The organism is Amycolatopsis sp. AA4, assembly GCF_002796545.1.
Taxonomy (GTDB): Bacteria; Actinomycetota; Actinomycetes; order Mycobacteriales; family Pseudonocardiaceae; genus Amycolatopsis.
In genome coordinates this window covers 5220277-5245353 of sequence record NZ_CP024894.1, presented here as the reverse complement: position 1 = coordinate 5245353, position 25077 = coordinate 5220277, and the positions used below count along the sequence as shown (strand labels likewise).

Here is a 25077-nt window from a genome sequence, read left to right as displayed (position 1 = left end):
CCTGGTCGCAGAGGGTGAACGGCATGGCTCCTGGTGGTCTCGGGGATGACGGGACCCTTCATGCCACCCTCGTGACAGACGGTGTCGGTATGGCGGTCCCAGTGCCGTTCGCGTCGGGTCCGGAGGCGCACAATGGGATCCGTGGGTTTTCCGATCAATGACCTGACCGGGTACTTCTCCGGCGAATGGCAGCTCGCGCGCGAAATCGTCGACGTCGACGGGGCGGCGATGGGCGAGGCGAGCGGCCGCGCGACGTTCACCTCGGACGACGGCGTGCTCGTCTACCACGAATCGGGAGAACTGCAGCTCGGAGCGCATCGCGGACCGTTCGTCCGGACGCTGCATTACCGGCCCGCCGGCGGCTCGCGCGCCGCCGTGCACTTCGACCACGGCGGGTTCTTCCACGATCTCGACCTGGCGACCGGGGAGTGGACGGCCGATCATCCGTGCGCGGCCGACTGGTACCGAGGCGCGTACCGCGTGCTCGACCATCGCCGGTGGGAACAGGAATGGGTGGTGACCGGTCCGGCCAAGGATCACGTGATCACCAGCCGGTTCACCCGGGTCGACAAGCGGTCTTCCTGATTCCGCACTGCCGCGCGCGGAATCCGGCGGATACCGGCGTGACTACTTGCGCCGATTGCGCACGATCACCAGCAGGACCACTATCGCCGAAACCGCGCAGGCAGCGGTGATCACCATGCCCGCCCACGCGGGAATCGCGATGCCGGCGATGTTGTCGAAGCCGGGCAGGACGCGGGGCGCGGTGATCGCCACAAGGTCCTCCGTTCGCGCCGTCGGCGGGTAGATCGCTCTCGCGCCGGATTCTACCCGACGGCCGTCAGCGCTGCTCGATCCGAAGTGGACAGTCGCAGTCACCCTTGGTAGTCAACGGATTTTCCCGTGCGGAGCCGGTTTGACCGGTGCGAATGGACCCCTCGCGCCGCTCGAGTCACAGTGCTGGGCAGAGCCGGATCTTCCAGGCATGATCGAGGCAAGCGCACGACGACGGAAGAGGAGCGCGAGATGAATGTGGCCGATCTGCTCGCAGACGGATTCGGCCGGGTGCGGGAAGTGGTGCACCAGGCAGTAGACGGGCTGACCGCGGAGCAACTGGCGGCGCGCCCCGGCCCGGACGCCAACTCGATCGGCTGGCTGGTCTGGCATTTGGCGAGGGTGCAAGACGACCATGTCGCGGACGTAGCGGGCACCGACCAGCTCTGGACGGCACAGGACTGGCGCGAGAAATTCGACCTGCCGTTCCCGGCCGGCGACATCGGCTACGGGCACAGCAGCGAGGACGTGGCCAAGGTGCAGCCGCAGTCGCCGGATCTGCTCACCGGCTACTACGACGCCGTGCACGAGCACACGGTGTCCTGGGTGGCCACCCTCGACGAGGCGGCGCTGGACCGCGTGGTCGACAAAGCCTGGAACCCGCCGGTGACGCTGGGAGTCCGGCTGGTCAGCGTGCTGTCCGACGACCTCCAGCACGCGGGACAGGCCGCCTACGTGAGGGGGTTGCTGCTGGACTGAACCTAGCCGGAACGACTGCCGCACCCTGGCGAGTGACCGATCCTGCCCGGAACGCGACAGTCAGCTGCGGACAGCGGCCGGATGGCGCCGTGGGTTGCCGTCGTTAGTCCATGTGCGGTGCCTATTGGCGGCGCGCGCGGTGGGTTGCGGGCGGAAACGCTGGCGTTCTGGTTGCTCGTTGCTGTGCCGGGGCGCGTGAAGAGCAGGCCGGGTGCGTTGGCTTGTCGGTGGTGCTGGCGCTCTGGCAGCTTGCCGCGCACTCAGCCGAGGCGAGACGGGGGAGTCAGGCTGAGTGCGGCTGACCGTCGACGCCCGGCAGCGCCCGGTCTCCGCGCGGCGAGAACCGGCCTGGAGGCGCGGGCAACGCGACCGGCCTCACTCGTAGCCCGTTCCCCGGTGGTCCGGCAGCCGTCGCGGGCCGGGGCCGTCTTGGCCCAGTTGGTCGTTCGGGTTGGCCAGGCGGCATTTGGCCAGGGACATGCAGCCGCAGCCGATGCAGTCGTTCAGCTGGTCCCGGAGCTGTTCCAGCTGGCGGATGCGCTGGTCCAGGTCGGAGCGCCAGCAGGACGAGATGCGGGTCCAGTCGGCGCGGGTCGGGGTGCGGTCGTCCGGCAGGAGGGCCAGCACCTCGCGGATCTGCGCCAGCGGCATGCCGACGCGCTGCGACATGCGGATGAACGTGACCCTCCGCAGGGTGTCGCGGCGGTAGCGGCGCTGGTTGCCCGCGGTGCGCCTGCTGCGGATCAGGTCCTCGTCCTCGTAGAACCGCAGGGCCGACGCCGGTACGCCGCTGCGGAGGGAGAGTTCGCCCACGGTCAGTTCGGGCAGCTCCGTTTTCGCCATGCGCTCAGCATAGCTTGACTTAAAGGGAGCTTGAAGTTCGAGACTCCTCTCCGGAGGCGGAAACCTGTTCCGCCCCGGGGAAAAGGAGAATAACGTGTCGAAAGCTCCCGTCCGGCTTGCTGTGCTCGTCGGCAGCGCCAGGGAAGGGCGGTTCGCCCCGACGGTCGTGCGCTGGTTCGCCCGCCAGGCCGACCGGCACGGCGGATTCGAGATCGACGTCCTCGACGTCGCCGAGATCTCGCTGCCCCTCACGATGAACGGCGAGGGGGCCGCACCCGTCGCCGCCCGGCTCGAGGCGGCCGACGCGTTCGTCGTGGTCACGCCGGAGTACAACCACAGCTACCCGGCCGCGCTCAAGAACGTCCTCGACTGGTTCCGCGGCGAATGGCACGCGAAGCCGGTCGCTTTCGTGTCCTACGGCGGGATTTCCGGCGGACTGCGCGCGGTCGAACACCTCCGGCCGGTCTTCGCGGAACTGCACGCGGTCACCATCCGCGAAACCGTCAGCTTCCACGGGGTGTACGGCCGCTTCGGGGAGGACGGCGAGCCGGTCGACCCGGAAGCGGAGACCGCGGCGAAGGCGTTGCTCGACCAGCTCGAATGGTGGGCCCGCGCTCTGCAGGAGGCCCGGTCGGTGCGGGCTTATCCGGCGTAACTGTCGCGGGGCCGAACCCGCCGCAGGGGGCCGGGCGTTCGAGGCACGGTTGGGCATGGCTGTCAGGCGGCGGGGAGGACCGGCCCAGCAGGAGAGCCCGGGCGTTGCAGGGGGCCGGTTGGTGCGGGCTTGTCCGTCAGGGCTGTGGTGGGGCGAGCAGGACCGACCCTGCGGGAGGCAGGGATTCGGGTGTTGCGGTGAAGGCAGGGCCCTGCCGATGAACCATGCCCGGCCCGGCGTTTCGTTGTGGGGCAGCATCGGCTCGGGCATCCGTCGAGCCGATGCTGCCGTCCACAGCCGGGCACCCGGGGCTGGTCTGGCCCCTGGCTAACGGTGCGGATGCCTACGCCAAGCCGGGCACCGGCAAGCGGAGGAGATCGCCAAACCGGGTGTTGGGTAGCTGCGGGGATCGCTAAGCCGGGCACTGTGGAGTGGTGCGGATTGCCGGGCTGCGGTGTTGTGGAGTGGTGCGGATCGAAGGGCTGCGGGCACTGTGAAGCGGTCTGGATCGCCGAGCAGCGGTGCTGTGGAGCGGTGCGTATAGCCAGGCCGCGGCACTGTGGCGCGGTGAAGATAGGCAGGCCGCGGCACCGTGGCGCGGTGAAGACAGGCAGGCCGCGGTGCCTTGGCGCGCGGTGAAGATAGGCAGGCCGCAGCACCGTGAAGCGGTGAAGATAAGCAGCCCGGCCACCGTGAAGCGGCGAAGATTCGCACCCCCGCGAGCCCGGGGTGGTGCCGCAGAACCCGTCCGGCGCCACCCCGGGCAAAGCGTCATCCGGCGTAACTGTCCACACTGGACCGCCGGGCGAACGCCGGTGCGTGCTCTGGCCGCAGACCAACGCCGCCCAAATAAGCAGTCACCCCGGAAAGCGCCGGGAATCGTCGCACCATCCGCATCGGGGCGGGCAATCTGTCCAGGGTTCCGGCGAGGGCGGGGCGCAGCAGCATCTCGTGCTCGCCTCGCTGGCTCGACTGCACCGCGACAGTCGGCAGCAGACGGCGGCGGCGCACCGCGGCCAGGCGGGACACCGGGACTTCCCCGCGTCGCAACGGTTCTGCGAGGAGGCGGGCGGTCGCGACGGCGTCCTGCACGGCGAGGTTCACCCCGACGCCGCCCACGGGGGACATCGGGTGGGCGGCATCGCCGATGCACAACGCGCCGGGGGCGTGCCAGCGCGGCAGCAGGCCCATGGTCACTTCCAGCAGCTTCACGTCGTCCCACGAACCGACGGCGGACACTTGCCCGGGCGTCCAGCCGAACAAGTCCGCCAGCCGCGTGCGGAAGTCTTCGATGGGGCCGGAGCGGAGTCGGGCGTCTTGGCCGCGCGGGATGAGGTACGAGGTCTGGTAGTAGTCGCCGCGGTCCATGGTCACGGAGGCGTAGCCGGGGCCGAACCGGGCGAACACCCCCCGTTCGCCCGGTCCGGCTTTCGGCACCCGCACCTGCCAGACGTCCATCGGGACCTCCGACTCCCGCAGGGCCAGGCCGAGTTCGCGGCGCACGGTCGACCAGCGTCCGTCGCAGCCGACGGTGAGCGGGGCTTCGATCGCGGAAACCGCGCCGGTCTCGTCGCGGTAGTTCACGCCGGTCACGCGTCCGCCCGCGCGGCGCAGGGAAACGACGGAAGCGCCCATCCGCAGGGAGAATTTCGGTTCGGCCGCACCGGCTTCAGCCAGCAGGCCCAGGAATTCGGCTTGCGGCACCATCGCGATGTGCTTGTGCGGGCCGCGCAGCCTGCTGAAGTCGGCGGCGATCACCGTTTCCGCGCCGATCTCCATTTTCATCCGTTCCAGCACCGACCGGGACAGGGCGGCGAACCGGGCGCCCAGGCCCAGTTCGTCCAGCAGGCGCAGCGTCGACGGGTGCACGGTGTCGCCGCGGAAATCCCGCAGGAAGTCGCGGTGCTTCTCCAGCACCACCACCTCGACCCCGGCCCGCGCCAGCAGCAGGCCCAGCATCACGCCGGCCGGACCGCCCCCGGCGACCACGCATCCGGTCCGTTCCATCGGGACCTCCAATCTTAGAGACACTCTAAGTTTAGAGTAACGCTAAGATTCACGCCATGACCGGGTTGCGGGAAGAGAAGAAGCGGCGGACCCGCCAGGCGCTGATCGAGGCCGCGCTCACGCTGTTCGACGAGCAGGGCTACGACGGCACGACCGTCGCCGAGATCGCCGCGCGGGCGAAGGTGTCCCCGGCGACGTACTTCAACTACTTCGCCACCAAAGAGGACGTCGTCTTCGCTGACCAGCATCTTTACGACGAGGTGGTGGACGAGGTCTTCGCCGCGGCGGAGCCGGGCGCGCCGGTGGCGGAGATGGTGACCCGGACCGTCCACGCGCTGGCGACGGCGGACGCGTGGAGTTTTCCGTTGGACCATCCGCTCACCGTGGTCCGGACCCGGCTGCTGGCTGGCGTGCCCGCGTTGCGCGCGGGCTATCTGCTGCGCAACGCCGCGGTCGGCGATCGGTGGGCGGAGAAGCTCTACGAGACGTGTGCGCCGCAGCTGGATCGGGTCGAGGCGGCGGCATTGACCGGGGCGGTGCTGGGCGCGTTGGAGGCGGCGTTGCGGCAGGTGCCGGAAGGACAGAGCGCGACGGAAGTGGTCCTGGGCATCGTCGAGCGGGTCGTGTACGGTTTTTGCCTGCCCAGCAAGGCTAATTGCAGTACAGCGCTTCGAGTTTGGTGTCCGACGCCACCACGGTGATCCCCTTGTCGGCCGACTGCCCGGACGAGACCAGCGACGCCGTCACCGTGCAGACCACCTGCTGCAGACCGATCGGATACAGCACTTTCATCGATTCGGCGACGGTCACGGTCACCGGCTGCGTCGAAGCGTCGACGGTGACGTGCTGGCCAGGGCGGAGCATCGAGTAGAACCCCTCTTGTTCTTCGGCGCGCGTCGGGCCGCCGAACAGTTCCGTCAGCACCGCCGTGGGGGTCGCGTCCCTTGCCCAGGCTCGTTGCACGGGGCTGAGCTGCCCCGCGTAAAGGAAGTACAGCGTGATCGCCGGACGCGGCGCGCCCTGCTGAAAGCCGCCGGGTGCGTCTCCGGCGGGGATCACTCCGGTCGGCTGGATGCCGCATCCGGCGAGGGCCGCAACCGAAAGCAGGGCAACGAAGAGCCGCGGGAGTTTCATCGCTCCTCCTGCGCGGTGCGGGGCAGCCGGAGCGTGAACCGCGCGCCGTCGCCGGTGTTCGCGGCTTCGATGTCGCCGCCGTGCAGCCGCGCGTTTTCCAGCGCGATCGACAACCCGAGGCCGCTGCCGTCGGACCGGGCGCGCGAGGTGTCGGCCTTCGCGAAGCGGTCGAACACCTTCGGCAGCACCTCCTCGGGGATTCCCGGGCCGTGGTCGGTGACGGTCAGGAAGGCGGTCGTGTCGTCGGTGCTCAGCCGGACTTCGACCGGTGGCGCGCCGTGGTGCAGGGCGTTGCCCACGAGATTCGCGATGACCAGGTCGAGCCGTCGCGGGTCGGCGGGCACGGGGACGCTCGGCAGGTCGGCCGCCACGGAGTCGGTCCAGCCGCGGGCGGCGAGGCTGTTCGTCACCGCCTCGGCGAGGTCGACCTCCTCGACGCGCAGCTCGGCCCGTCCGGCGTCGAACCGGGAGATCTCGACCAGGTCCTGCACGAGCCGGGTCAGCCGCCGCGTTTCGGCCGACACCAGCCGCGCCGCCACGGCGGTGTCCGAGGGCAGCTGGTCGGCGTCCTCGTCGAGCACGTCGGTGACCACGTTCATCGCGGCCAGCGGGGTGCGCAGCTCGTGCGAGACGTCGGCGACGAACCGGCGCGCGTCGGCCTCCATCTCGCGCAGCGAGCCGACAGTGCGTTCCAGCTCGGCGGCGGTGTGGTTGAACGTCGTGACCAGCTGGGCCAGTTCGTCGGAACCCTTGGCGGGCAACCGCACATCGAGCTGTCCGTCGCCGAGCTTGCGCGCCGCGGAGTTCAGCGCGCGCACCGGTTGCAGCACCTGTCGCGCGGCCAACAGCGCCAGCGCGACCGCGATCGGCAGGGCCAGCGCGGTCATCTGCCACGCGCGGGTCGCCAGCTGTTCGATCGCGGCCTGCTGCGTGGCGAGCGGGACCGTTTTGTAGACCTCGATGCCGGTGTGTTCCCCTCTCGACGCGCCGTACCGCAGCAGCGGCATCCCGATGTAAAGCACCGGACGCCCGCCCTCGATGACCCGCTGGAACTGGACACTGGTCCCGCCTGCGACCGCGGCGCGCAGCCCGGCGGGGATCTCGTCCGGATTCAGCCCGACGCGCGAACGCAGCGCCCCGAACACCACGGTCGTGGCGCCCTTGAGCGAACTCGCCATGTTGTCGAGCTGCCGCTGGTCGGGCGGCAGGGTCAGCTGCGGCAGGTACGCCTTGACCTCGTCGCGCAGCTGCACCATCGCCGGGTCCTGCACGCCGGCCAGGATCGTGTTGCGCGCGGTCACGTAGCTCGCGCCCGCCGCCGCGCCCGCGCCGACCAGCGTCATCGCCGCGAACGCCAGGACCAGCCGCAGGCGCAGCCCGGACGCCCACGACCGGAGCCGCTTCACGATCCGGCCCGCCTCACGAGCGGCCGAACCGGTAGCCGAAACCGCGGACCGTCTGCACGTGGTCCGGCCGGGCCGGGACGTCCTCGATCTTCGCCCGCAGCCGCTGCACGCAGGCGTCGACCAGGCGGGAATCGCCGAGATAGTCGTGTCCCCACACGGACGCGAGCAGCTGGCTGCGGCTGTGCACCTGGCCGGGCGTGCGCGAGATCTCCAGCAGCAGCTTCAGTTCGGTCGGCGTGAGCGGGACCTGCTCGCCGTGTTTGTGCACCAGCATCCCGGCCCGGTCGATCACCAGGTCGCCGTGCTGTTCGGGGCCGGCGGCGCCGGGTTCGGCGGCGGTGCGGCGCAGCACCGCGCGGATCCGGGCATCGAGCACGCGCGGTTCGATCGGCTTCACGACGTAGTCGTCCGCGCCCGCTTCGAGCCCGGCGACGACGTCGAAATCGTCGCTGCGCGCGGTGAGCATGATGATCGGCACCTGGCCGAGCGCGCGGATCCGGCGGCAGGTCTCGAAGCCGTCGATGCCGGGCAGCATGAGGTCGAGCACCACGAGGTCGGGCGCGCGTTCGCGCAGCTTCGCCACGCCGTCCTCGCCGGTCGCCGCGGTGTGCACCGTGTGTCCTTGCCGGCGCAGCGCCAGTTCCATGCCCTCGCGGACGGACGCGTCGTCCTCGATCACCAACACCACAGCCACAGGGGCCATTATTCGGACTGCCCGCGGATTCGCGCGAGCCGGGCGGATCTTGTAGCGAAACCATGACACTGCCCTGACGAGATCTCGAAATCCGGAGGCCAGGCTCGAAGGCATGGCAGTGCTGACTCCTGAAACGCCGACCGTGCCCCTGTCCTCGCCCCGGCACGCCCTCGTCCCTCCGCGGCGGTCGCGGACCGCCGTGCTGGTCGCGGCCGCGATCGGGTTCGCCGTCGCGTTCGTCGTCGCCTACCTGCTGTTCGTGCGGACCGAGGCCGGGCAGCGCGCGGAGGACGGGGTCGTCCGGTTCGCGCAGCACCTTCCGCGGTCCACTGTGGACTGGGCACGCCCGCTGGCCGGGATCGACGGGGTCGAGGTGTTCGGCGCGGCCGGGATCGTCATCGTGGCGCTCGCGGTGCTGCGCAAGCGGTTCGCGCTCGGGGTGACCGCGCTGGTGCTGTATTTGCTGCCGCTGGCCGCCGCGCAGCTGCTCAAGATCTACCTGCTCGACCGGCCGGACGTCGGTTCGAGCGGGGCGCCGCACCACAACAGCTTTCCGAGCGGGCACGTGAGCGCGGCCACCGCCGTGCTGCTGGCACTGGCCGTGGTGCTGCCCGCGCGGTTCCGGACCTGGGTGCTCGCCGTGGGTGCGCCCGGGGTCGCCTGGGTGGCCGCGGCGACCGTCGCGCTCAGCTGGCACCGCCTTTCGGACACCGTGGGCGCCTGCCTGCTGGTGGCCGCGGTCGTGACGGCGGGCGCGGCGGTCGTCTCGGCGCGGCGTCCGGACGGCGGCCGGATTCCGCCGGTGCTGACCGCGGTCGCGCTGCTCGGGCCGGTCGCGGTGGTGCTGGGCGGGTACGCGGTGCTGGCGTCGGCGACGTCGGTGCCCGCCCGGTCCGTGGCGGCGCTGGTGCTGGCGGCGTTGAGCGCGGTGGCGGTGGTGCTGCTGGCGGCCGGACCGCTCCGCCGGGTGAATTTCGACCCGTCCGGGGCACGGAACCGGTTGCACGACGCGGAGTCCCGCTGAGGGGTCGCCGGCGCCGGTTCTCCCCGGCGTTGCCGCTTACGAGGGATTCCGGCGCGGTTTGATCCGCACGGCGGGCAGCGGGGGAGCGGGCAGCCGCGCCGGGCCGCCGGGGTACGGCTCGATCTCGCCGAACTGGTCGGAGTGCGCCTCCCACGCCGCGCGGTATTCGGCGATCTCGTCGTGGCTGCGGCCGACGAAGTTCCACCACATCAGGATTTCCTCGCCGAACGGCGGCCCGCCGAGCACGATCGCCCGCGCCGCCTCTGGGCCGGGGTTGTGCAGGTCGAGCTTGGCCGCGCCGATGCCGAGGTAGCCGAGCTGGGCCCGCTGCAGCGGGGTGCCGCCGAAGGTGAGTTCTCCGGTGTCGAGCAGGACGCCGTGCTCGAAGGACGGGTCCGCGTCGAGGCTGAGACGCGCACCGGGGTCGAGGACGATTTCCGCGCCCAGCAAGGGAGTGAAGGTCTGCACCGGCGAGGTTTGCCCGGCCAGCGTGCCGAGGAAGACGCGCGCGGTGGCACCGTCGAGGTCGACGGCCGGCGGGGCGTAATGCTGGAAGTCGCGAGCGGTGTGCCGGTGCTCGTCCGGCAGCGCGACCCACAGCTGGACTCCGTGCAGCGTCGTGGTTTCCGGCGTCGACACCTCTTCGTGGCAGATGCCGTGCCCGCCGGTCATCAGGTTCAGCTCGCCGGGCCGGACCATCGCGTGCGAACCGAGGCTGTCGCGGTGCTCGATCTCGCCGGTGAACAGCCAGCTCACCGTCTGCAGCCCGGTGTGCGGATGCGGGCCGACGGACATGCCGCCGCTGACGGAGGTGTCGTCCGGGCCGTAGTGGTCGGCGAAGCACCACGCGCCGATCAGCGACCGCTGCCGCTGCGGCAGGGTGCGGCGGACCGGCATCGCCCGCGGGCCGCCGAGCGGGACGGAACGGGAGTCGAGGATCTCGACCTTGCCGGGGTCGACGGGGTCTCCGCCGCAGGCCAGTTCGGCGGGGTCGGTCTCGACGTTGCTCATGCCTGACACGATAACCGGCCGCGCGCGAGATCCTGCTCGGCTGTCCGTGCGGGGAGCCCCGAGTCCGTGAAGGGGCCCTTGAGGGAATCAGATTCCCTCAAGGAGCCCTTCACGGACAGTCGGCGCGGGTCAGCGGCCGAGGCGGTTGCGCAGCCAGTCGAGCGCGGTCGGGAGCGCGTTCAGCACCGAGATGTGCCCGTCGCGCGGACGGAGCCACAGCTCGGCGTCCGGGAGGTTCCGCAGGAGCCATTCGCTGTGGCTGACCGGGACGACCCGATCGGCCTGGCCGTGCACCAGCAGCACCGGAACCCGGACGTCGGCGGCGGAGAAACCCCACGGCGTCACGTACGCGAGGTCGTCGTCGGCTTCCGCGGCCACGTCACCGGAAGCACCGGCGTCCTGGCCCAGCGGGCCCCACTCGCCGCGCAATGCCGCCCAGTCCGCGTCGGTGAAGCTCGTCGGGTCGAATTCTTGCGTTTCTCCGTGCTGCAAGCGGGTTTCCCGACCCTTGCGGGCGGCGCGCAACGAGCTGTCGTCGACCATTCCGCCGTACCAGTCGTACTCCTCGGAGTACGGAGCCAACCCGGCGAGCGATACCGCCGCCGGCACCCGATCCGGCAGCAGCGCCGCGCAAGCCAACGCGTGCGGTCCGCCCCCGGACGCGCCCAGCACCGCGAACTGAGGCAAGGCCAGTGCGTCTGCCAGGTGCCGGACGTCCTCGGCCGCCGAACCCACCGTCCGCCCGACGTCCGAAGTGGACCCGCCGTACCCGGGCCGGCCGTAGGAAACGACCCGGAAACCCCGCGCGGCGGCAGCCTCCACCATGGGCGGAAGCAACCGGCCGGACTGCGGGGTTCCGTGGTGCCACACCAGCGGGAAACCGTCGCCGCCGGTGTCGTGCACCCGAAGATTCCGGCCGTCCGGCAGCGATAGATCAGTCGTCCCCATGCCGGGGGACTCTAGCCGCTCCGGCGCGCCCGGTCGGCGAAATTGTCCCAGGCCTGCCGGACCAGCGCGGGATGCGCGAGAAGGTCCGACGCCGTGCGGGCCAGCGCGGACGCCGTCGCGAGCAGCACCGTCCGGGCCCGCGGCGACGCCGTCGCCTCGGCGAACGCCCGGCTGCCGACCGCGCGCACCGGATCGTGGAGCGCGACCGACGGATGGATCGTCGGCATCCGCACGCTCAGGTCGCCCACCTCGGCCCGGCCGGGGATCGCCGCGGCGCCCGACGGGGCCGCGTGGATCCCGCACGCCGCGAGATGCCGGGCGAAATGCCCGGACAGCACCGGATTGTCCTGGAACCGCGCGTGAATCGGGCCGAATCGTTCGACGTTCGCCTTCGTTCCGGTCGCCATCGCGGCGCCTTCGGCGGCGGTGGTCACCTCGGTGACGACTCGGCCGAGCGTTTCGGAATCCGGCGCGCGCAATCCGAAGCGGGCCTCGGCGAAATCGGGCACCACGTCGGTGGATTCCCCGCCGTGCGTCACGATTCCTTGCACGGCCGCACCAGCGGGCAGCCGGGCGCGCAGCGCGGCGATCGCGGTGAAAACCTGCACCAGCCCGGCGACCGCGTCGGTGCTGTCTTCGGGCGCCGGTCCGGAATTCCCGTGCACGGTCACCCGCAGTTCGGTCCGCGCGGCCAGCGGCGCGGCGGCCCAGGTGTGCACGCCGGGCTGGAACGTCAGCACCGCGTCGATCCCGTCGGCGGGGCGGTCGGTGACGACGACGGAACCGGATTCCAGCGTCCGGACGGTGGCGAGCGCGGCGCCGAGCACCGCCGCCGCGACGAGGTTGTGGCCGAATTCCCGGAGCCGGTCCGACGGAAGCAGCAGGGCGACGCACGGACGTCCGGCGCCGTACCGGGCAGTGCGCCCGGTGATTTCGAAACCGGCCTGCGCGAGCGGGGAGAGATCCGGCGCCTCGTCGCCCGCCGGTTCGCGGGACCAGGCCCAGAGCCGCTCGGCGAGCAGCTCGATCTCGTGGTCGGTCCGGTCGTGCCGGTCCTCGTCGGGCTCCATGCCGCCCAGGTACCCATCCGGCGGGCATTCGATCCCTGCCGAAAGTGGGTAATTCGGCCGTGGGCGCGGCCGCGCCGGTGCGCGAGGGTCACCGGTATGACAGCGGGAAGCTACCGGGTGCTGCCGGCCGAGGTGTCGGCGATCGTGAAGAACGTGGAAGGCCTCGGCGCCGCGGCGTTCTCGGCCGTCCGCGACCTCGAGACGCTCGTGATCGACGCCTTGTCGTTCGCGGGCATCGGCAGCGGGGTCGCCGCGGCGAACACCTTGCTGCAGTCCAAGCTCGTGTCCTCGCTCGGCGATTTCGTGAAGCTGATCGAGCAGGTCAACGGCAAGGTGGCGCACGCGGCGCAGAACTACGCCGACGCCGACGCCGCGGTCGCCGAAGGCTACGGCGGCGGGCGAGCCGGGTCCGGCGGGGGCGGTGCGGCTGCTGGGGGTGCCGCACCGCAGCAGCTGGACGACCGGGTCGTCGATTCGATCATGCGGTCCGAGGGCGCGACCGGCGAGCAGGGCGGCGTGCGCGAGGCGTACGGGTTCCGCCAGAGCATGCACAACGGCTACGACCAGATCATGGCCGCCCGTCAGCAGTACGGCCTCGGCAGCCCCGAGGAACGCGCGGTGGTCGCGCAGCTGATGACCGCCAACGCGCGCCGCGCCGGGGCGCTGGAGTTTTCCGACCCGGGCACGCAGGCGGCGATCATGTCCGGCGCGCACATGCGCGGCGCGGGCGGCGTCCGGGCGATCCTGAACCACATGGGCGGCGCGGACATCGTGCAGAGCGCGCGCACCCTCGACCCGGCCGCCGTGCAGCATCTGCAGGGCCTGTCGCCGGAGGAATTCCAGCAGCAGTTCCGCGACGCGCGGATCGAATACGACCGCGAGGTCTACGGCGACACGACCACCCGCCAGAACGGGCACACGCAGAACTGGTGGGACCGCTACGGAAACGGCCTGACCCAGCGCTACGACCGCGAGCAGCGGGAGTTCCTGCGGCTGTCGCGGTGATCCCGTTCAGTCCATTTCGGACAGCCGGGCCGTCAGGTCCTCGACCAGCCGGGTCAGCAGCCGGTCGAGGACCTGGCGGTCTTCCGCTGTCCAGTCGCTGAGCGCGTCCGCGAACCAGCCTTCGATCACCTCGACGTAGCGTTCGCTCGCGGCTTTTCCTTCCGGCGTCAGCTCGATCAGCCGGGCCCGCTGGTCGTCCGGATCGGCCACGCGCCGCACCAGCCCCCGGCTCTCCAGCCCCTGCACCTGCCGGGTCACGTGCGGGCCGACGACGTTCATCCGGTTCGCGATCTCGCCGACCCGCAGCGGCCCGCCCTCGACGTGCAGGATGCCGAGCACGCTCATCGCCGGCCGCTCCAGCGGCAGCCCGGTGGCCGCGACCGCGCGCTCGAAGAGCTTGCCCCGGCGCAGCGTCCCGCTCAGCTCGTTCAGCCGGGGGAGCAGGTCCCGGAGCAGGGAAGGGACGGCGGACATCGCGGGCTCCTTGAATAGATACCTAACTTAGGTATACGGTTGGCCGGTCGGGAAAATGATACCTAAGGTAGGCATCTATCGCCTGCCGGGGGACAAGGGGAGAACCATGAGCAGGAGTGTGCTGATCTCGGGGGCGAGCATCGCGGGCCCGGCGCTGGCGTACTGGCTGAACCGGTATGGCTTCGCGGTCACTGTCGTGGAGAAGGCGGCGGCGGTGCGCGGCGGCGGGTACCCGATCGACATGCGCGGCCCGGCGGTCGAGGTGCTGCGGCGGATGGGGCTGGAGGAGAAGGCGCGCGAGCGGCACGTCGGCACCCGGCGGCTTTCGTTTCTCGACGCGGAGGGGGTCGTGTTGAACAGCGTTGCCCCAACGGCGATCACCGGGGACGAGACCGGGTACGACATCGAACTGGCCCGCGGCGACCTGACCGGCCTGCTGTACGACGCGGTTCGCGACGACGTCGAGTTCCGCTTCTCGGAGTCGATCGCCGCGCTGGACGACCGCGGCGACCGGGTCGACGTGACCTTCGCCAGCGGCCGGAGCCAGACGTTCGACCTGGTCATCGGTGCGGACGGACTGCACTCGAAGACCCGTTCGCTGGCCCTCGGGCCGGAGGAGCGCTTCCACCGCTACCTCGGCTGCTGCTTCGCCGGATTCACCCTGCCGAACCATCTCGGCCTCTCGCACGAGGGAATGGCGTGGGCGGCCGCGGGCCGGTCGGCGGCGCTCTACGCGGCGGGCGACCGCGACGCCGGCCAGGTGCACGGGTTCCTGATTTTCACCCATCCCGAGCCGCCGTTCTCCGCGTTCGCCGACCCGGCCGCGCAGCGTGCTCTCGTCGCGAGCCGTTTCGAGGGCTTCGGGTGGGAGGTGCCGCGGATGGTCGAGGCGATGCGTTCGGCGGACGACCTGTTCTTCGACGTGGTCAGCCAGATCCATCTGCCGGTCTGGTCGAAGGGCCGCGTCGCGCTGGCCGGGGACGCCGCGCACGCGACGTCGTTCCTGTCCGGGCAGGGTTCGAGTCTCGCGATGATCGGCGCGTACCTGCTGGCGTACGAGCTGGCCGACGCTCCGCACGACGTTGCCTTCGCGGCGTATGAGCAGCGGTCGCGGGAGTTCGTGGAGGCCAACCAGGCGCTCGCGACCGGCGGGTCGGCGGTGATGTCGCCGCGCACCGAGGCGGAGGTGGCGGCGCGGAACGCGGCGTTGCGGGAGTTGGACGGGTTGCCGGGGGAGTCGAGTTCTGAGGTGCACAACCTGCTGGTGTTGCCGCCGGAGCGGGCGACCGTCTGAGTTTCGGTTGGCGAGTCGCGGCCGGGCTTGCGAGTAGCGGTTGCGGGTGTACAACGTGCTGACGCTGCCGCCGGTGCGCGCGATCGGCTGAACCGCGGCTGGCGAGTCGGGGCCCGGTCCGTCGCGGCGGCGTGCGAGGCTACCCGGCGGCATTGCGCGGTGACGGAACGGGGCGGGATGAACGCGATTGCGCGCGGCGGCGGGATGCTCGCGGCGATTCTGGTGGTCGTCGGCGGCACGGCCGGGCTCGGGGTGGCGCTCGGGCTCGGCGCGACGGCGATGCTGGCCGGGCTGACCGCGTTGTTCTGCTTCATCGCCGCGACCGGCGGGCCGTTGCGGCCGGATCTGCGGCTGCTCGCCGCGTTCGCTCCGGCGGTGGTGCTGGGCGGGGCCGGGCCGCGGCTGCTGGGCGAGGTGTCGCCGGCCGCGTCGATCGCGCTGCTCGTGCTGGTGGTGTTCGCGGCGGCGCTGGTGCCCGCGCTCGGGTCGCGGTACGTGACGGTCGGGCTCGGGCTCGGCATGGCTTCGGTGTTCGGCTACGGCTTCCAGTTGAGCGGGACGGCGAGCCCGGTGCAGATCATCTGCGCACCGGCGCTGGCCGTCGGGGTCGTGTTCGTGCTGCGGCTGCTGATGGGGCTGAGCGATCCGGGCAAGCCGACCCGTACCGCCCTTGCCGACGCACTCGCCGGGCCGGATCGCGCGAGTGCGGAGCGGGCGGTGCGGCTGTGGGTGACTGACCGGCCGCGGGCGTGGCAGGCGCGAGTACTCGCCGGTGGCGCGCGGTACCACGGCACGGCCGCGTTGCTGCGGGATCGCCTGCGCGCGTTCGACGAGGAGCAGGCGGCGGAGGTTTCCCGCGTGCTCGACGCCGCGGACGAACAGGTCGCGGCGCTGGCCGAAGCAGTGCGGGCCAAGACCGTTTCGGAGCCGCCGGAGATCGAACGCGTAGACCCGGACGTCGCGTTGCCTGGCGACACCGCGGCGCTGCTCGAGGAAGCCTGGGCCGGGTTGTTCGCGATCCGGGAAGCCGTGCTGAATCGCGACGAGTCCATTGTGGACTTCCCGAAGCATCTCGTCCGGGAAGCCTTGCGGCGTGAGGCGACCGGGGTGTTCTCGTGGCGGTCCGCGCAGTTGCGGCACGCGGTCCGGGCCGCGCTCGGGATGCTGGTCGCCGCGGTGATCGCGACGTTCCGTCCGGGCGACCCGCTCACGGTGTCGTTCCTGATGACGACGTTCGCCCTGATGCAGCCGGAATGGCGGGACACGCTGGCGAAGGCGTGGCAGCGCGCCGCCGGTGCGGTGGCCGGGGCCGTGGTGCTGGCGGTCGCGTTGTGGCTGCTGCCGCCGGGCGCGTTGCTGCCGCTGGGGATTGTCGCGCTGCTCGTCGGATTCCCGTTCATGCAGGTGCAGCCCATGGTGTTCAACGGCTGCATGGTGCTGATGAGCGTCGGGATGAACGCGACGACGCGGCATCTCGACGCGGGTTCGGTGCTCGTGGAGTACCTGCTGCTGGTCGCGCTGGCAGTGGTGATCGGCCTGCTGTTCGGCTTCGCCGCGGTGCCCGGCGTGCCGAAACCTTCGGTGGCACAACGGTTTTCCGACGCCGTCTCCGAGACTGGCGAGCTGCTCGCGTCAGTGGCCGAGCGGTTGCGCGGCGGAGGCGGCCGGCGCGAGGTCGCGCTGCGGTTCCGCGCGGCGGCCCGGACGCACCAAGACCTGTTGAGCCCCGAGCCCGGCAGCCGGGAGCCTTCGCCGGAGCAGCGCGAAGCTTTGGAAGAGGCCGGACAGGGCTTGCGCGGCCTCGCGGCTTCGGCGGGCGCGCTGCTGCAGCGAGACGGTCAGTCGCCCGCGATGGCGTCCTTCGCCGAGGCTGCGGCGGGTGCGCTGGCGGGGAGCGGGGAACTGCCGCCGCGCCCGGCGGAGGCGGACGAGGAGGAGCGGCTGCTGGCCGACCTCGTCCGGGCTGACCTGCTGCGCGTGCACCGCGGCGCGGAGGTCCTCGCGGGCTGACCGGTCGCCCGCCTGCGACTACGCCGGCTCGGGGTGCCCCACGCAACACAATTCCCCCGGGCACCCCGCCGAAATCCGGGTAATAGTAAGCAGCATGGACTCCGCGCTCCCGCTGGACGGAATCACCGTCGTCTCGATCGAACAGGCGGTCGCCGCCCCGCTCGCCACCCGCACGCTGGCCGACCTCGGCGCTCGCGTCATCAAGGTGGAACGAGCGGACGGCGGCGACTTCGCCCGCGAATACGACCACGTCGTGCACGGCACCGGCGCCCATTTCGTCTGGCTCAACCGAGGCAAGGAGTCACTGGCCGTAGACCTCAAAACCGAGGAAGGCCGCGACGTCGTCCGGCGGCTCGTCGCCCGCGCGGATGTCTTCGTCCAGAACCTGGCCCCCGGTGCGGCCGCTCGCCTGGGGTTCAGCGCGGCCGAGCTGCGGGCCGAGCACCCGGAGCTGGTGGCGGTCGACCTCTCCGGCTACGGCACCGGCGGTCCGCGGGAACAGCGCAAGGCCTACGACATGCTGGTCCAGGCCGAAGCGGGCCTGATCGGCATCACCGGCACGCCGGACACGCCGGTCAAGACCGGCATCCCGACCTCCGACATCGCCTCCGGAATGTACTGCGCCCAAGCAGTGCTGGCCGCCCTCCTGCGCCGGTGGCGGACGGGGCAGGGCGCGACGGTTGAGGTCACGATGCTGGAGGCGACCGTCGAATGGATGGGCTACGCGATGTACAGCCAGATGTACTCCGGACGCCAGCCCGCGCGGATGGGGTTGAGCCACGCCTCGATCGCCCCCTACGACGCGTACCCGACGAAAGACGGGCAGATGCTGATCGGGGTCCAGAACGACAGCGGCTGGCGGACCCTGGTCACCTCGGTGCTCGAAGCCCCGCACCTGGCCGACGACCCGCGGTTCACCACGAATGTCCTGCGCGTGGAACACCGCGCGGAATGCGACGCCGCGGTCGCCGCCGAGACCGTCCGATGGTCCACAGTGGAATTGGACGACCGGCTCGCGAAAGCGGGAATCCCTGCGGCACAAGTGAAACAGGTCGCCGATGTGGTAGCCGACCCGCAGCTGCGCGCCCGGGACCGCTGGCGCAAGATCGGCACCGAACACGCGACGGTCGACGCGCTGCTGCCGCCGGTGACGTTCGCGGACGTCGAGGCGCGGATGGGCGACGTCCCGGCCTTCGGGGCGCATACCCGTGCGCTGCTTGAAGAAGCCGGGGCGGACGCGGACGACCTGCTGCGCCGGGGGATCGCCGCCGAGCCGCGTTGACAGTTGTATGGTGCATCTCTAGCATGCGGGGACATGCCGGGAGAAGACCGCGACGGCGATGCCCTGGACGCTATCCACCGCGCGATGATCCTGTTTTCCCGCGGCTCGCGGGTGCGTTCGAACGAGCTGTACGAGGGGCTCGGGTTCGTGCAGTACACGATGCTGTCCTCGATCGACCTCGCCGACTGCGCGCACGCGGCGGATCTCGCCCAGGAGTACGGGCTCGACCCCTCGACGGTGAGCAGGCAGCTGGCGGAACTGGAGAACGCGGGGCTGGTGGTGCGCGGCCCGGATCCGCGGCATTCGCGTCGGCAGCGGCTGGAGTTGACCGAGACTGGGCACCGCGCGCTGGCGGTCACGCGTGCGGCGCAGCGGAAACGGCTCGAGGACCGGTTGCGGGACTGGCCGCGGCGGGACGTGGCGGAGTTCGGGAGGTTGCTGTCCCGGTTCGTCGAGTCGTAGCTGTCCACTGTGGACTGAACTCCGGCGCTGGCGGTCAGCCTCGGCGGATCGGGCCCAGTTTCGCGGAAAGGTCTTCCGCGAGGTCGGCCGGACGGGGCGGCCCGGCGGCGCGGTCGGCGGCCCAGGCCAGCGCGAGGCGGCTCGGTTCCCAGCCGTCCTCGTCGATGCGGACCAGCTTGAACTCCGGCGGCGAGAACATCCGGCCGATGAACGACGCCGGCGCGTAGGACACGAGCGCGACCAGGCGCCGGTTGAACACCTGCGCGGCCATTTCGAGTTCGCCGCCGCGCCCGCTGACCGCGCGCACGATGTTCCGGACGCCGCGTTTCGCGAGCAGCCGGGTCAGCGCGGCGAGGATGACCGGGTTCGGCCGGGCGAAGTCGATGACCACCTCGCGGTCGCGCAGTTCCTCGATGTGCACGAGGTCGCGGCAGGCGAGCGGATCGTCCGCGCGGACCGCGATCGCGCCCTGGTACTCGGCGACGGTCCGGGCGCGCAGCCGCGGATCCTCGACGGCGAGGTGGATCAGCCCGAGTTCCAGATGCCCGGACACGAGTTTCGCGGTGACCTCGGCCGCCGACCCGGCCACCTCGAACGTCGCCGGGGAGGCCAGCCCGCCGACCGCGGTTTCCAGGTCTTCGAGCAGATCCGACGGCGCGTACGCGGTGGCCCCGACCCGGATCGGCGTGCCGTCTTCGAGGACTCCGGCCGCGATCTCCTTCAGACCGTCGACCTGGCGCAGGATCGCCCGCGCCGGACCGAGCAGCGCCTGGCCGAGCGGCGTGAGCCGGACCTCGTGGTAGTGCCGTTCGAACAGCGGCCCGCCGAGTTCGCGTTCGAGCTGCTTGATCTGCTTGCTGAGCGGCGGAGGGGTGATCCGCAGCCGGTCCGCCGCGCGCTTGAAGTGCAGTTCGTCGGCGACAACCCTGGATCTCCTAGTGCACTCTAAACAGCCCCCTGAACTGGTCAAATGTGCTGGCGGCCGACACGAACATTTGGAGGAGCCGACCGCGTTCGGCTGACCGACGGCCATCCACCCAACGGCGACACCGGCTATGGGCCACGACAGACTCATGCAGCGGCCACTTCTTACGGCGCGACGAGCAACCAGTCGACGACGAGAACGGCCGAATAGATCACCAGACCAGCAGCAAGGCAGGCCCATCGTGTCCAGGGGCGTCGGCCGAGTTTCGCTGCGCAGATCCATGTGACTGCTACCGAGGCAGCCCATCCGACGAGCGGCAGCCACCATGCGACGCTTTGCCCGGTGCCGGTGCACACGAACGCCGTCGCGCCGACCCTGCACGGGTCACTGCTCATTGTCCCGGCCGTGGCAAACACAAACGCAATCACGCCGGAGGTGCTAGCCGACGCCCAGCAGGCTGCCGCGAACAGCAGCCGAGAAAGGCGACCGCTCGCGCCCGTCGGACTCGAAAGAAAGCGACCATTTGGTTGATTGCGTTTCATCTGACAGGAAGGGATGTAATTGAAACTACTTTTTCATGAGGTGGCATCCCGTAATTAAGGAAATTACGGTGTTCTTGCCGGAGCCGACGGAGATCTGCGCGCCAAACTTGTCTGTAAGGGTGAGTTCGGCGTCGCCAGCCTGGTTCGTGTCGAGGGTGACCGTCGTGAACCCGTAGCCGCCCGCTACTTCGCGCGCTACCTGCTTTGCCTGCTCCCAGCGAGCCAGTAGAGATGTCGGTGAATACCACCGGGACAGGAACTTCTTGGCAGCCTCTTTCTCGGTCAATTCCGCAAATTGTGGAGCGCATCCGCTGTATTCGGCGGTTCCTGGCTCTTCGGTCCATTGTTCGACCTTGAAATCAGCGGTCATGCGTGCCCGGAGCGTGGCGAGAAGCTGTTCGTAGCGGGCGGCAGCTTCATCCAGGGTCGGACGGGTCGCCAGTTGCGCGTGCTGTTGCTGCTTAGACATCGAGGGTCCTGTGGGTTGTGGGTCAAGGTACTCGTGACCGTCGCTGCATCCGCCAAGCAGCAACGCGCAGGCCAGCGCTGTGCTGATGGGCCACACTCGTGCGGACAAGTGATCGACTTCCTACTGGGCGGGGACCGTCAACTGCGGCTTGTCGGCCACGATTGCGGCGATGTTGTGCTTGCTGGTGCTGTCCACGCCGTCCGGCGTGGTCATCGTGTACTGGCTGTGCCCGTGGGACGCGGCGAGGGGGCCATCGGGTCCCATGGCGGCGTCGGCAGAGAGCTGGTTCATGCCCTCCATCGCGTAGGGCGCAGCCCCGTAACGCCAGGTCTCTGGTGCCCACTTTGCGATGTCGTCACCGTCCGCTTTGATGTTGTAAGCATGCCCGTCGGGCACCTTTAGATCATGTGCCGTGTTGTCGATGCCGAAGTGATTGGCGACGCCGGGCGAGCCGAAGACCACCGCGTCGTCCACTCCGGTACCGGCATGAGTGAGGCTGATCCCAGTCACGATCGACCCTTGGGAGTGGCCGAGGGCGGTCATGTGAGGGTCGGTGGGCCGTGAGGCGTTAATGCCTTGATCAAACCGTGCAAGTTTGTCTCCGCCGAAATCGACGTTGTCGGCCGTCACCAGTCCGACAAGCGAGGATGGGTCGTCGAAGGACGATGGTTCGTAGCCGAGCCACGTGACTGTGGCGACGCTCGACATGTCACCTGCTCGGCGGAGCATGTCCTCTGCGCTCCTGCGGACACCCTGCATGTCGTTGACGTACCCGTTCATGTTGCCGTCGACTGTCGAGTTCATGCCGGGGGTGAATACCGCCACGTGCTGTGCGGTGTCGACGTCGCCGTTGGCGATGGCTGCCTTCGGGTGGTCGCCGGTCAGGTCAAGCGACATGAGCTGCCGACTGGCGTTAAGCGTGCCGTCTGGGTTGTGCATCATGCCGTCGATAGCGGTGATGGCTTTCAGTCGTTCTTCGATGCGGGCGATTTCGTCGGAGTCGCCGTCTTCTCGTTTGAGGCGGTCGAGGTCGGCGGTGAAACGCTGCCGTTCCTGGTCCATGAGTTTGAGGTTGGCTTTGCTGCGGTCGGCGGCTTTCACGCCGTCGCGGTTGCCGACCATGTCCGGGTGATCCCTGATCATCGCCTCGCGCTGGTTAGGCGAGAGCGCTGCCCACCAGGCGGCGTTCATCGAGGGGGAAGCGTCGACCGGGGGCGGAGCGAGGACCGAGAGCGCGCCCATCGCCGCGCCGGAGTTGCCTGCGGCAGCAAGGCTGGTGGTCTCGTTGTTGTTGCCGGTGGCGTCGATGGTGTGCCCCGACAGGACGCGGTCGAGCACGGCGCAGAAGTCGTTGTCGATGTCCTCGGCCTGCCGGATGACCTCTTCCACCCGGTCCCGGATCTCCGTCGAAATCCGCTGCCGTTCCTCGGCGACGGCGTCCTTCTGGTCTTCCGGGGTGTCCGGGGGCGGGCCGTTGTCGACGACCGAGCCATCGCCGCCGATGCTGAAATTGTTCGCCTTCGCGAGGCCGTCCGCTTCCTTGACGCCGTTCTGTACCCCGGTGATGGCGTCGCTGACATCTGCGGCGGCGCGCCGGACGGACGCGACCTCGGCGGCGTATTCCTCCAGGCCGTCAATGATGTCGTTGACGTTCTTCGCCGCTGCGGTGGCGGCAGCACCGTGCCAGCCGTTGGGCGTGTTGATGTCGCGCAGGTCGTCGGAACAGGCCACGACCTTGTTGTAGGCGGCGTTGAGCGCGCCGACCGCTTCTTGTAACGGCCCGGGGTTCCAGCGGGTGACGTCTGCCCAAGCGACCATCAGATCGGCCTTGCCATGCCCGTGGGCTTCGGCGCGCCGAGGTCCGCCACAGCGGCGGATTCCTGACGGCTGTAGCGATCGGCCGCGCTGGACATGTTCGCCGCGTGCTCGTCCAGCTTGCCCCCGTAGCCGCGTTCGCGATCCTGCCACGCCTGCTTCACCGACGCGAGCTTGCCGACCGCACGCGCACCAGGGACGCCCGCGTCACCGCCGGGAGCCGCCGCCGAGCACGCCGCGCCCCGCAGGCCGGCCGCGACCCGCCCCGCTGCCTGCCCGCTATGTCTGATCTTGTCGATCACGACCTGGTACCCCGTCACATGTCCTCCCTCGTAGCCTGCCGGTCACACACCGCGACACTACGGCAGCAGTAGAGCCCTGTTCAACAAGCCACACCCGTTGAACAGGGCTTAAAGGGCAGGTCAGGGGCAGCTACCTAGGTGCAGTGAGTAGAACTACTCAGGCTCGGGTCCGCTCCCCTCGGTGCCGGGTAGGGGCAGCCGTGCGATGAGCCCGTCCACACGCGCCGCGAGCGACGCCGCGCAGCCCGGTGGAACCTCACCCGCGTCCGCTGCCCGCCGCAGCTTCTCGGCTGCCGTCTTCAGCGTCTCCCGCAGGTCAGCCGCCTGTTCCTCCGGATTCTCCAGCGCCATATGCCGCCATCCTCATTTCGTTCATGCGTCCAGGGTTCTGGGCGATTCGCAGCGCGGTCGCCTGGCCGCACTTCGCCGCCCCGCCCTCGCCGCTGCGTTCGCGCCGGACGAGCAGCGCCAGCGCGGCCAGCGCGCCGATCCGGGCGCACACGTGGTCGGGATAGACCGTGACGGCGTCGCTGAACGTGCCCGGTTCGCCCGGGTAGATCCACTCGCTGGTGAGTCCGGTCGCGGCGCGCACGAGCGGGCCGTAGCCGAGCCGTTTCGCCCACGGGCCAGTCGGGCCGAACGCGGAGCTGTCCACGACGACGATGCCCGGGTTCACCTCGGCCAGCGCGGCCCGGTCGAGCCCGAGCGAGGCGATGACGCCGGGTTTGAAGTTGGTCAGCACGACGTCCGACTGCGCGACGAGCCGCCGCACCAGCGCCTGGCCTTCGGGATCGCGCAGGTTGACGCCGATGGCGCGTTTGTTGCGGTGCCCGGCGGCGAAACCGTGCGACATCAGGCCGGGCAGCGCGGCGCGGGAACCGTCCGGGAACGCCGAGTTCTCGATCTTGAGCACGTCCGCGCCGAGGTCGCCGAAGAGCCGTCCGGTGTCGCCGCCGACCACGATCACGCCGAGGTCCAGGACCCGGATTCCCTCCAGCGGACGTCCTTCGCCGCGTCGGGGGCGTGCGGCCAGGATCGGCGCGCCGGTGACTCGCGCGCCGGTGTCCGGACCGGCGACGGCGCGGTGTCCGTCGATCTCGGTGATTCCGGCCGGGACCGGCGCGACGAGACCGGGCGACAGTTCGGTGTCGCGGAAGAAGCCGCGCGCGGCGAGTTGGTCGGTGTGCAGGGCTTCGGCGAGGGTGAGCACCGCAGCGGTCGGCACGCCGTGGCGCTGGCCCTCGCATTCCAACGACGCACGGGTGCGGCCGGCGAAGAAGCGGCCGATCGCGGGCAGCAGGTCCGGCGACGCGTAACGCTCGCGCACCTGGTCGTACTTCGGGTCGGCGAATTCGGCCGGGCTGCCCATCCATTCGAACATCCCGCGCCACTGCCGCCGCGACAGCAGGCAGATCCGGATGTACCCGTCCTGGCAAGGGAAAATCGGGTACCGGTGGCGTTCTTCGGTGCGTCCGCGCGGCAGCTCGCTCAGCGGCACCCCGGCGGCGGCGCTGCCGACCATGCCGAACGCCGGGTCCAGCGCCTGCATCGCCCCGTCGAGGACGGAGAAGTCGATGCGGTCGCCGCGTCCGGTGCGCAGCCGGTCGAGGTACAGGCTCACCGCCTGGAACGCGGCTTGCGCGGCGGCGACGTGGTACGGCAGTTCGCCGGGCGGCAGCAGCGGCGCGCGGCCGGGGATGCCGGACCGGGAGAGTTCGCCGGTCAGCGCGTGGAACACCGGGGTGGTGGCCTGCCAGCGCCGCCGGGTGGTGACGCGGCCGAAGTCGCTGATCGACAGGACGACCAGCGCGGGATGCCGGGTGCGCAGGCCGGGGACGTCGAGCAGCTCTTCGGCGGGCGAACCCGGCGGAGTGGTCTCGATCAGCAGGTCCGCGTCGGCCAGCAGCTGTTCCCAGCCGTGCGAGCCGGGTTCGGCGGTGGCGTGGGCGAAGCCGTGCCGGTCGATCGCGGTGCCGATCGCGACGCCGTCGACGACCGGTCCGGTGGTGCGTTCGCCGGTGACGCCGGGCAGGACGACCCGGGTGACGCAGGCGCCGAGGTCGGCCAGCAGCCGTGCGGTCGCGGTCATCGGGCCGGAGGACAGATCGAGCACGCGGACCCCGGACAGCGGCGGGTCGTAGGTGTCGGACAAGGGAACCAGCCTCCTCGACG

At 70.6% G+C, this 25077-nt stretch carries 25 protein-coding genes; 10 read left to right on the top strand and 15 right to left on the bottom strand.

The window, feature by feature from the left end; all coding sequences use genetic code 11:
• Positions 1-141 precede the first annotated feature (141 nt).
• Positions 142-585: a DUF6314 family protein gene (locus tag CU254_RS24310; protein ID WP_199785966.1), complete on the top strand. Its 444-nt coding sequence runs from the start codon at positions 142-144 to the stop codon at positions 583-585.
• Between the two features lie 42 nt (positions 586-627).
• Here the strand turns inward: CU254_RS24310 and CU254_RS43190 are convergent, their stop codons facing one another.
• Positions 628-777, bottom strand: coding sequence for a hypothetical protein (locus tag CU254_RS43190; RefSeq protein WP_158688075.1), 150 nt, complete (start codon positions 775-777; stop codon positions 628-630).
• A 249-nt stretch (positions 778-1026) separates the two neighbouring features.
• On the opposite strand from CU254_RS43190, the gene CU254_RS24305 reads away from it, so the two are divergent.
• Positions 1027-1533, top strand: coding sequence for a DUF664 domain-containing protein (locus tag CU254_RS24305; protein ID WP_009080283.1), 507 nt, complete (start codon positions 1027-1029; stop codon positions 1531-1533).
• A gap of 375 nt (positions 1534-1908) precedes the next feature.
• On the opposite strand, the gene soxR is transcribed toward CU254_RS24305, so the two are convergent.
• Positions 1909-2376 (bottom strand): redox-sensitive transcriptional activator SoxR, encoded by a 468-nt coding sequence (gene soxR, locus CU254_RS24300; protein WP_009080280.1) that lies wholly within the window; start codon positions 2374-2376, stop codon positions 1909-1911.
• A gap of 94 nt (positions 2377-2470) precedes the next feature.
• Between soxR and CU254_RS24295 the strand changes: the two genes are divergently transcribed.
• A complete protein-coding gene (locus CU254_RS24295) occupies positions 2471-3031 on the top strand; it encodes an NADPH-dependent FMN reductase (RefSeq protein ID WP_037714664.1) in 561 nt (186 codons plus the stop codon).
• Between the two features lie 771 nt (positions 3032-3802).
• Here the strand turns inward: CU254_RS24295 and CU254_RS24290 are convergent.
• Complete coding sequence (locus CU254_RS24290; protein ID WP_037714662.1) at positions 3803-5038, bottom strand: FAD-dependent oxidoreductase; 1236 nt, start codon at positions 5036-5038, stop codon at positions 3803-3805.
• Between the two features lie 56 nt (positions 5039-5094).
• Between CU254_RS24290 and CU254_RS24285 the strand changes: the two genes are divergently transcribed.
• The gene (locus CU254_RS24285) at positions 5095-5739 is read left to right on the top strand and encodes a TetR/AcrR family transcriptional regulator (RefSeq protein ID WP_009080275.1); all 645 of its coding nucleotides are present in this window, start codon (positions 5095-5097) and stop codon (positions 5737-5739) included.
• Here CU254_RS24285 and CU254_RS24280 read toward each other — a convergent pair.
• From CU254_RS24280 to CU254_RS24270, 3 genes are all read right to left on the bottom strand, one after another.
• Positions 5690-6172, bottom strand: coding sequence for a hypothetical protein (locus tag CU254_RS24280; RefSeq protein ID WP_009080274.1), 483 nt, complete (start codon positions 6170-6172; stop codon positions 5690-5692). The genes CU254_RS24285 and CU254_RS24280 overlap by 50 nt on opposite strands.
• Positions 6169-7515 carry a HAMP domain-containing sensor histidine kinase gene (locus CU254_RS24275; RefSeq protein WP_078561150.1) on the bottom strand — a complete coding sequence of 449 codons (1347 nt, stop codon included), beginning with the start codon at positions 7513-7515 and terminating at the stop codon, positions 6169-6171. Before CU254_RS24275 ends, CU254_RS24280 begins: the two co-directional genes overlap by 4 nt.
• Before the next feature lie 76 nt (positions 7516-7591).
• Complete coding sequence (locus tag CU254_RS24270) at positions 7592-8272, bottom strand: response regulator transcription factor (protein ID WP_009080270.1); 681 nt, start codon at positions 8270-8272, stop codon at positions 7592-7594.
• Between the two features lie 112 nt (positions 8273-8384).
• Here CU254_RS24270 and CU254_RS24265 point away from each other — a divergent pair, with 112 nt between their 5' ends.
• The gene (locus tag CU254_RS24265) at positions 8385-9296 is read left to right on the top strand and encodes a phosphatase PAP2 family protein (protein ID WP_009080267.1); all 912 of its coding nucleotides are present in this window, start codon (positions 8385-8387) and stop codon (positions 9294-9296) included.
• A gap of 36 nt (positions 9297-9332) precedes the next feature.
• On the opposite strand, the gene CU254_RS24260 is transcribed toward CU254_RS24265, so the two are convergent.
• From CU254_RS24260 to CU254_RS24250, 3 genes are all read right to left on the bottom strand, one after another.
• Positions 9333-10307, bottom strand: coding sequence for a pirin family protein (locus tag CU254_RS24260; RefSeq protein ID WP_009080258.1), 975 nt, complete (start codon positions 10305-10307; stop codon positions 9333-9335).
• Between the two features lie 129 nt (positions 10308-10436).
• A complete protein-coding gene (locus tag CU254_RS24255) occupies positions 10437-11255 on the bottom strand; it encodes an alpha/beta fold hydrolase (RefSeq protein ID WP_009080257.1) in 819 nt (272 codons plus the stop codon).
• A gap of 11 nt (positions 11256-11266) precedes the next feature.
• Positions 11267-12325 carry a peptidase dimerization domain-containing protein gene (locus CU254_RS24250; protein ID WP_009080256.1) on the bottom strand — a complete coding sequence of 353 codons (1059 nt, stop codon included), beginning with the start codon at positions 12323-12325 and terminating at the stop codon, positions 11267-11269.
• Positions 12326-12421: 96 nt separating this feature from the next.
• Here CU254_RS24250 and CU254_RS24245 point away from each other — a divergent pair, with 96 nt between their 5' ends.
• Positions 12422-13330 carry a hypothetical protein gene (locus tag CU254_RS24245; RefSeq protein WP_009080254.1) on the top strand — a complete coding sequence of 303 codons (909 nt, stop codon included), beginning with the start codon at positions 12422-12424 and terminating at the stop codon, positions 13328-13330.
• A 6-nt stretch (positions 13331-13336) separates the two neighbouring features.
• On the opposite strand, the gene CU254_RS24240 is transcribed toward CU254_RS24245, so the two are convergent.
• Entirely contained in the window at positions 13337-13804 is a 468-nt protein-coding gene (locus tag CU254_RS24240; protein ID WP_009080251.1) for a MarR family winged helix-turn-helix transcriptional regulator, read from the bottom strand.
• Between the two features lie 106 nt (positions 13805-13910).
• Here CU254_RS24240 and CU254_RS24235 point away from each other — a divergent pair, with 106 nt between their 5' ends.
• The 4 genes from CU254_RS24235 (at position 13911) to CU254_RS24220 (ending at position 18852) form a co-directional block, all read left to right on the top strand.
• Positions 13911-15098: an FAD-dependent monooxygenase gene (locus CU254_RS24235; protein WP_037714655.1), complete on the top strand. Its 1188-nt coding sequence runs from the start codon at positions 13911-13913 to the stop codon at positions 15096-15098.
• A gap of 177 nt (positions 15099-15275) precedes the next feature.
• Complete coding sequence (locus CU254_RS24230) at positions 15276-17108, top strand: FUSC family protein (protein ID WP_009080247.1); 1833 nt, start codon at positions 15276-15278, stop codon at positions 17106-17108.
• A gap of 94 nt (positions 17109-17202) precedes the next feature.
• Positions 17203-18390, top strand: coding sequence for a CaiB/BaiF CoA-transferase family protein (locus tag CU254_RS24225; RefSeq protein ID WP_009080246.1), 1188 nt, complete (start codon positions 17203-17205; stop codon positions 18388-18390).
• A 33-nt stretch (positions 18391-18423) separates the two neighbouring features.
• A complete protein-coding gene (locus CU254_RS24220; RefSeq protein ID WP_009080244.1) occupies positions 18424-18852 on the top strand; it encodes a MarR family winged helix-turn-helix transcriptional regulator in 429 nt (142 codons plus the stop codon).
• 34 nt (positions 18853-18886) lie between these two features.
• Here CU254_RS24220 and CU254_RS24215 read toward each other — a convergent pair whose 3' ends face one another.
• The 5 genes from CU254_RS24215 to CU254_RS24190 all read right to left on the bottom strand — a co-directional run bounded on the left by CU254_RS24215 (position 18887) and on the right by CU254_RS24190 (position 25057).
• Positions 18887-19822, bottom strand: coding sequence for a LysR family transcriptional regulator (locus tag CU254_RS24215; RefSeq protein ID WP_234392738.1), 936 nt, complete (start codon positions 19820-19822; stop codon positions 18887-18889).
• Positions 19823-20344: 522 nt separating this feature from the next.
• Positions 20345-20788: an LppA family lipoprotein gene (locus tag CU254_RS24210; protein WP_009080238.1), complete on the bottom strand. Its 444-nt coding sequence runs from the start codon at positions 20786-20788 to the stop codon at positions 20345-20347.
• Between the two features lie 120 nt (positions 20789-20908).
• Entirely contained in the window at positions 20909-22606 is a 1698-nt protein-coding gene (locus CU254_RS24205) for an alpha/beta hydrolase (protein WP_009080237.1), read from the bottom strand.
• Positions 22606-22923, bottom strand: a complete 318-nt coding sequence (locus tag CU254_RS24200; protein WP_009080236.1) for a hypothetical protein — start codon at positions 22921-22923, stop codon at positions 22606-22608. The genes CU254_RS24205 and CU254_RS24200 overlap by 1 nt, the downstream gene beginning before the upstream one ends.
• Positions 22924-23221: 298 nt before the next feature.
• Positions 23222-25057, bottom strand: a complete 1836-nt coding sequence (locus tag CU254_RS24190; RefSeq protein ID WP_009080235.1) for a CoA transferase — start codon at positions 25055-25057, stop codon at positions 23222-23224.
• Positions 25058-25077: the final 20 nt, after the last annotated feature.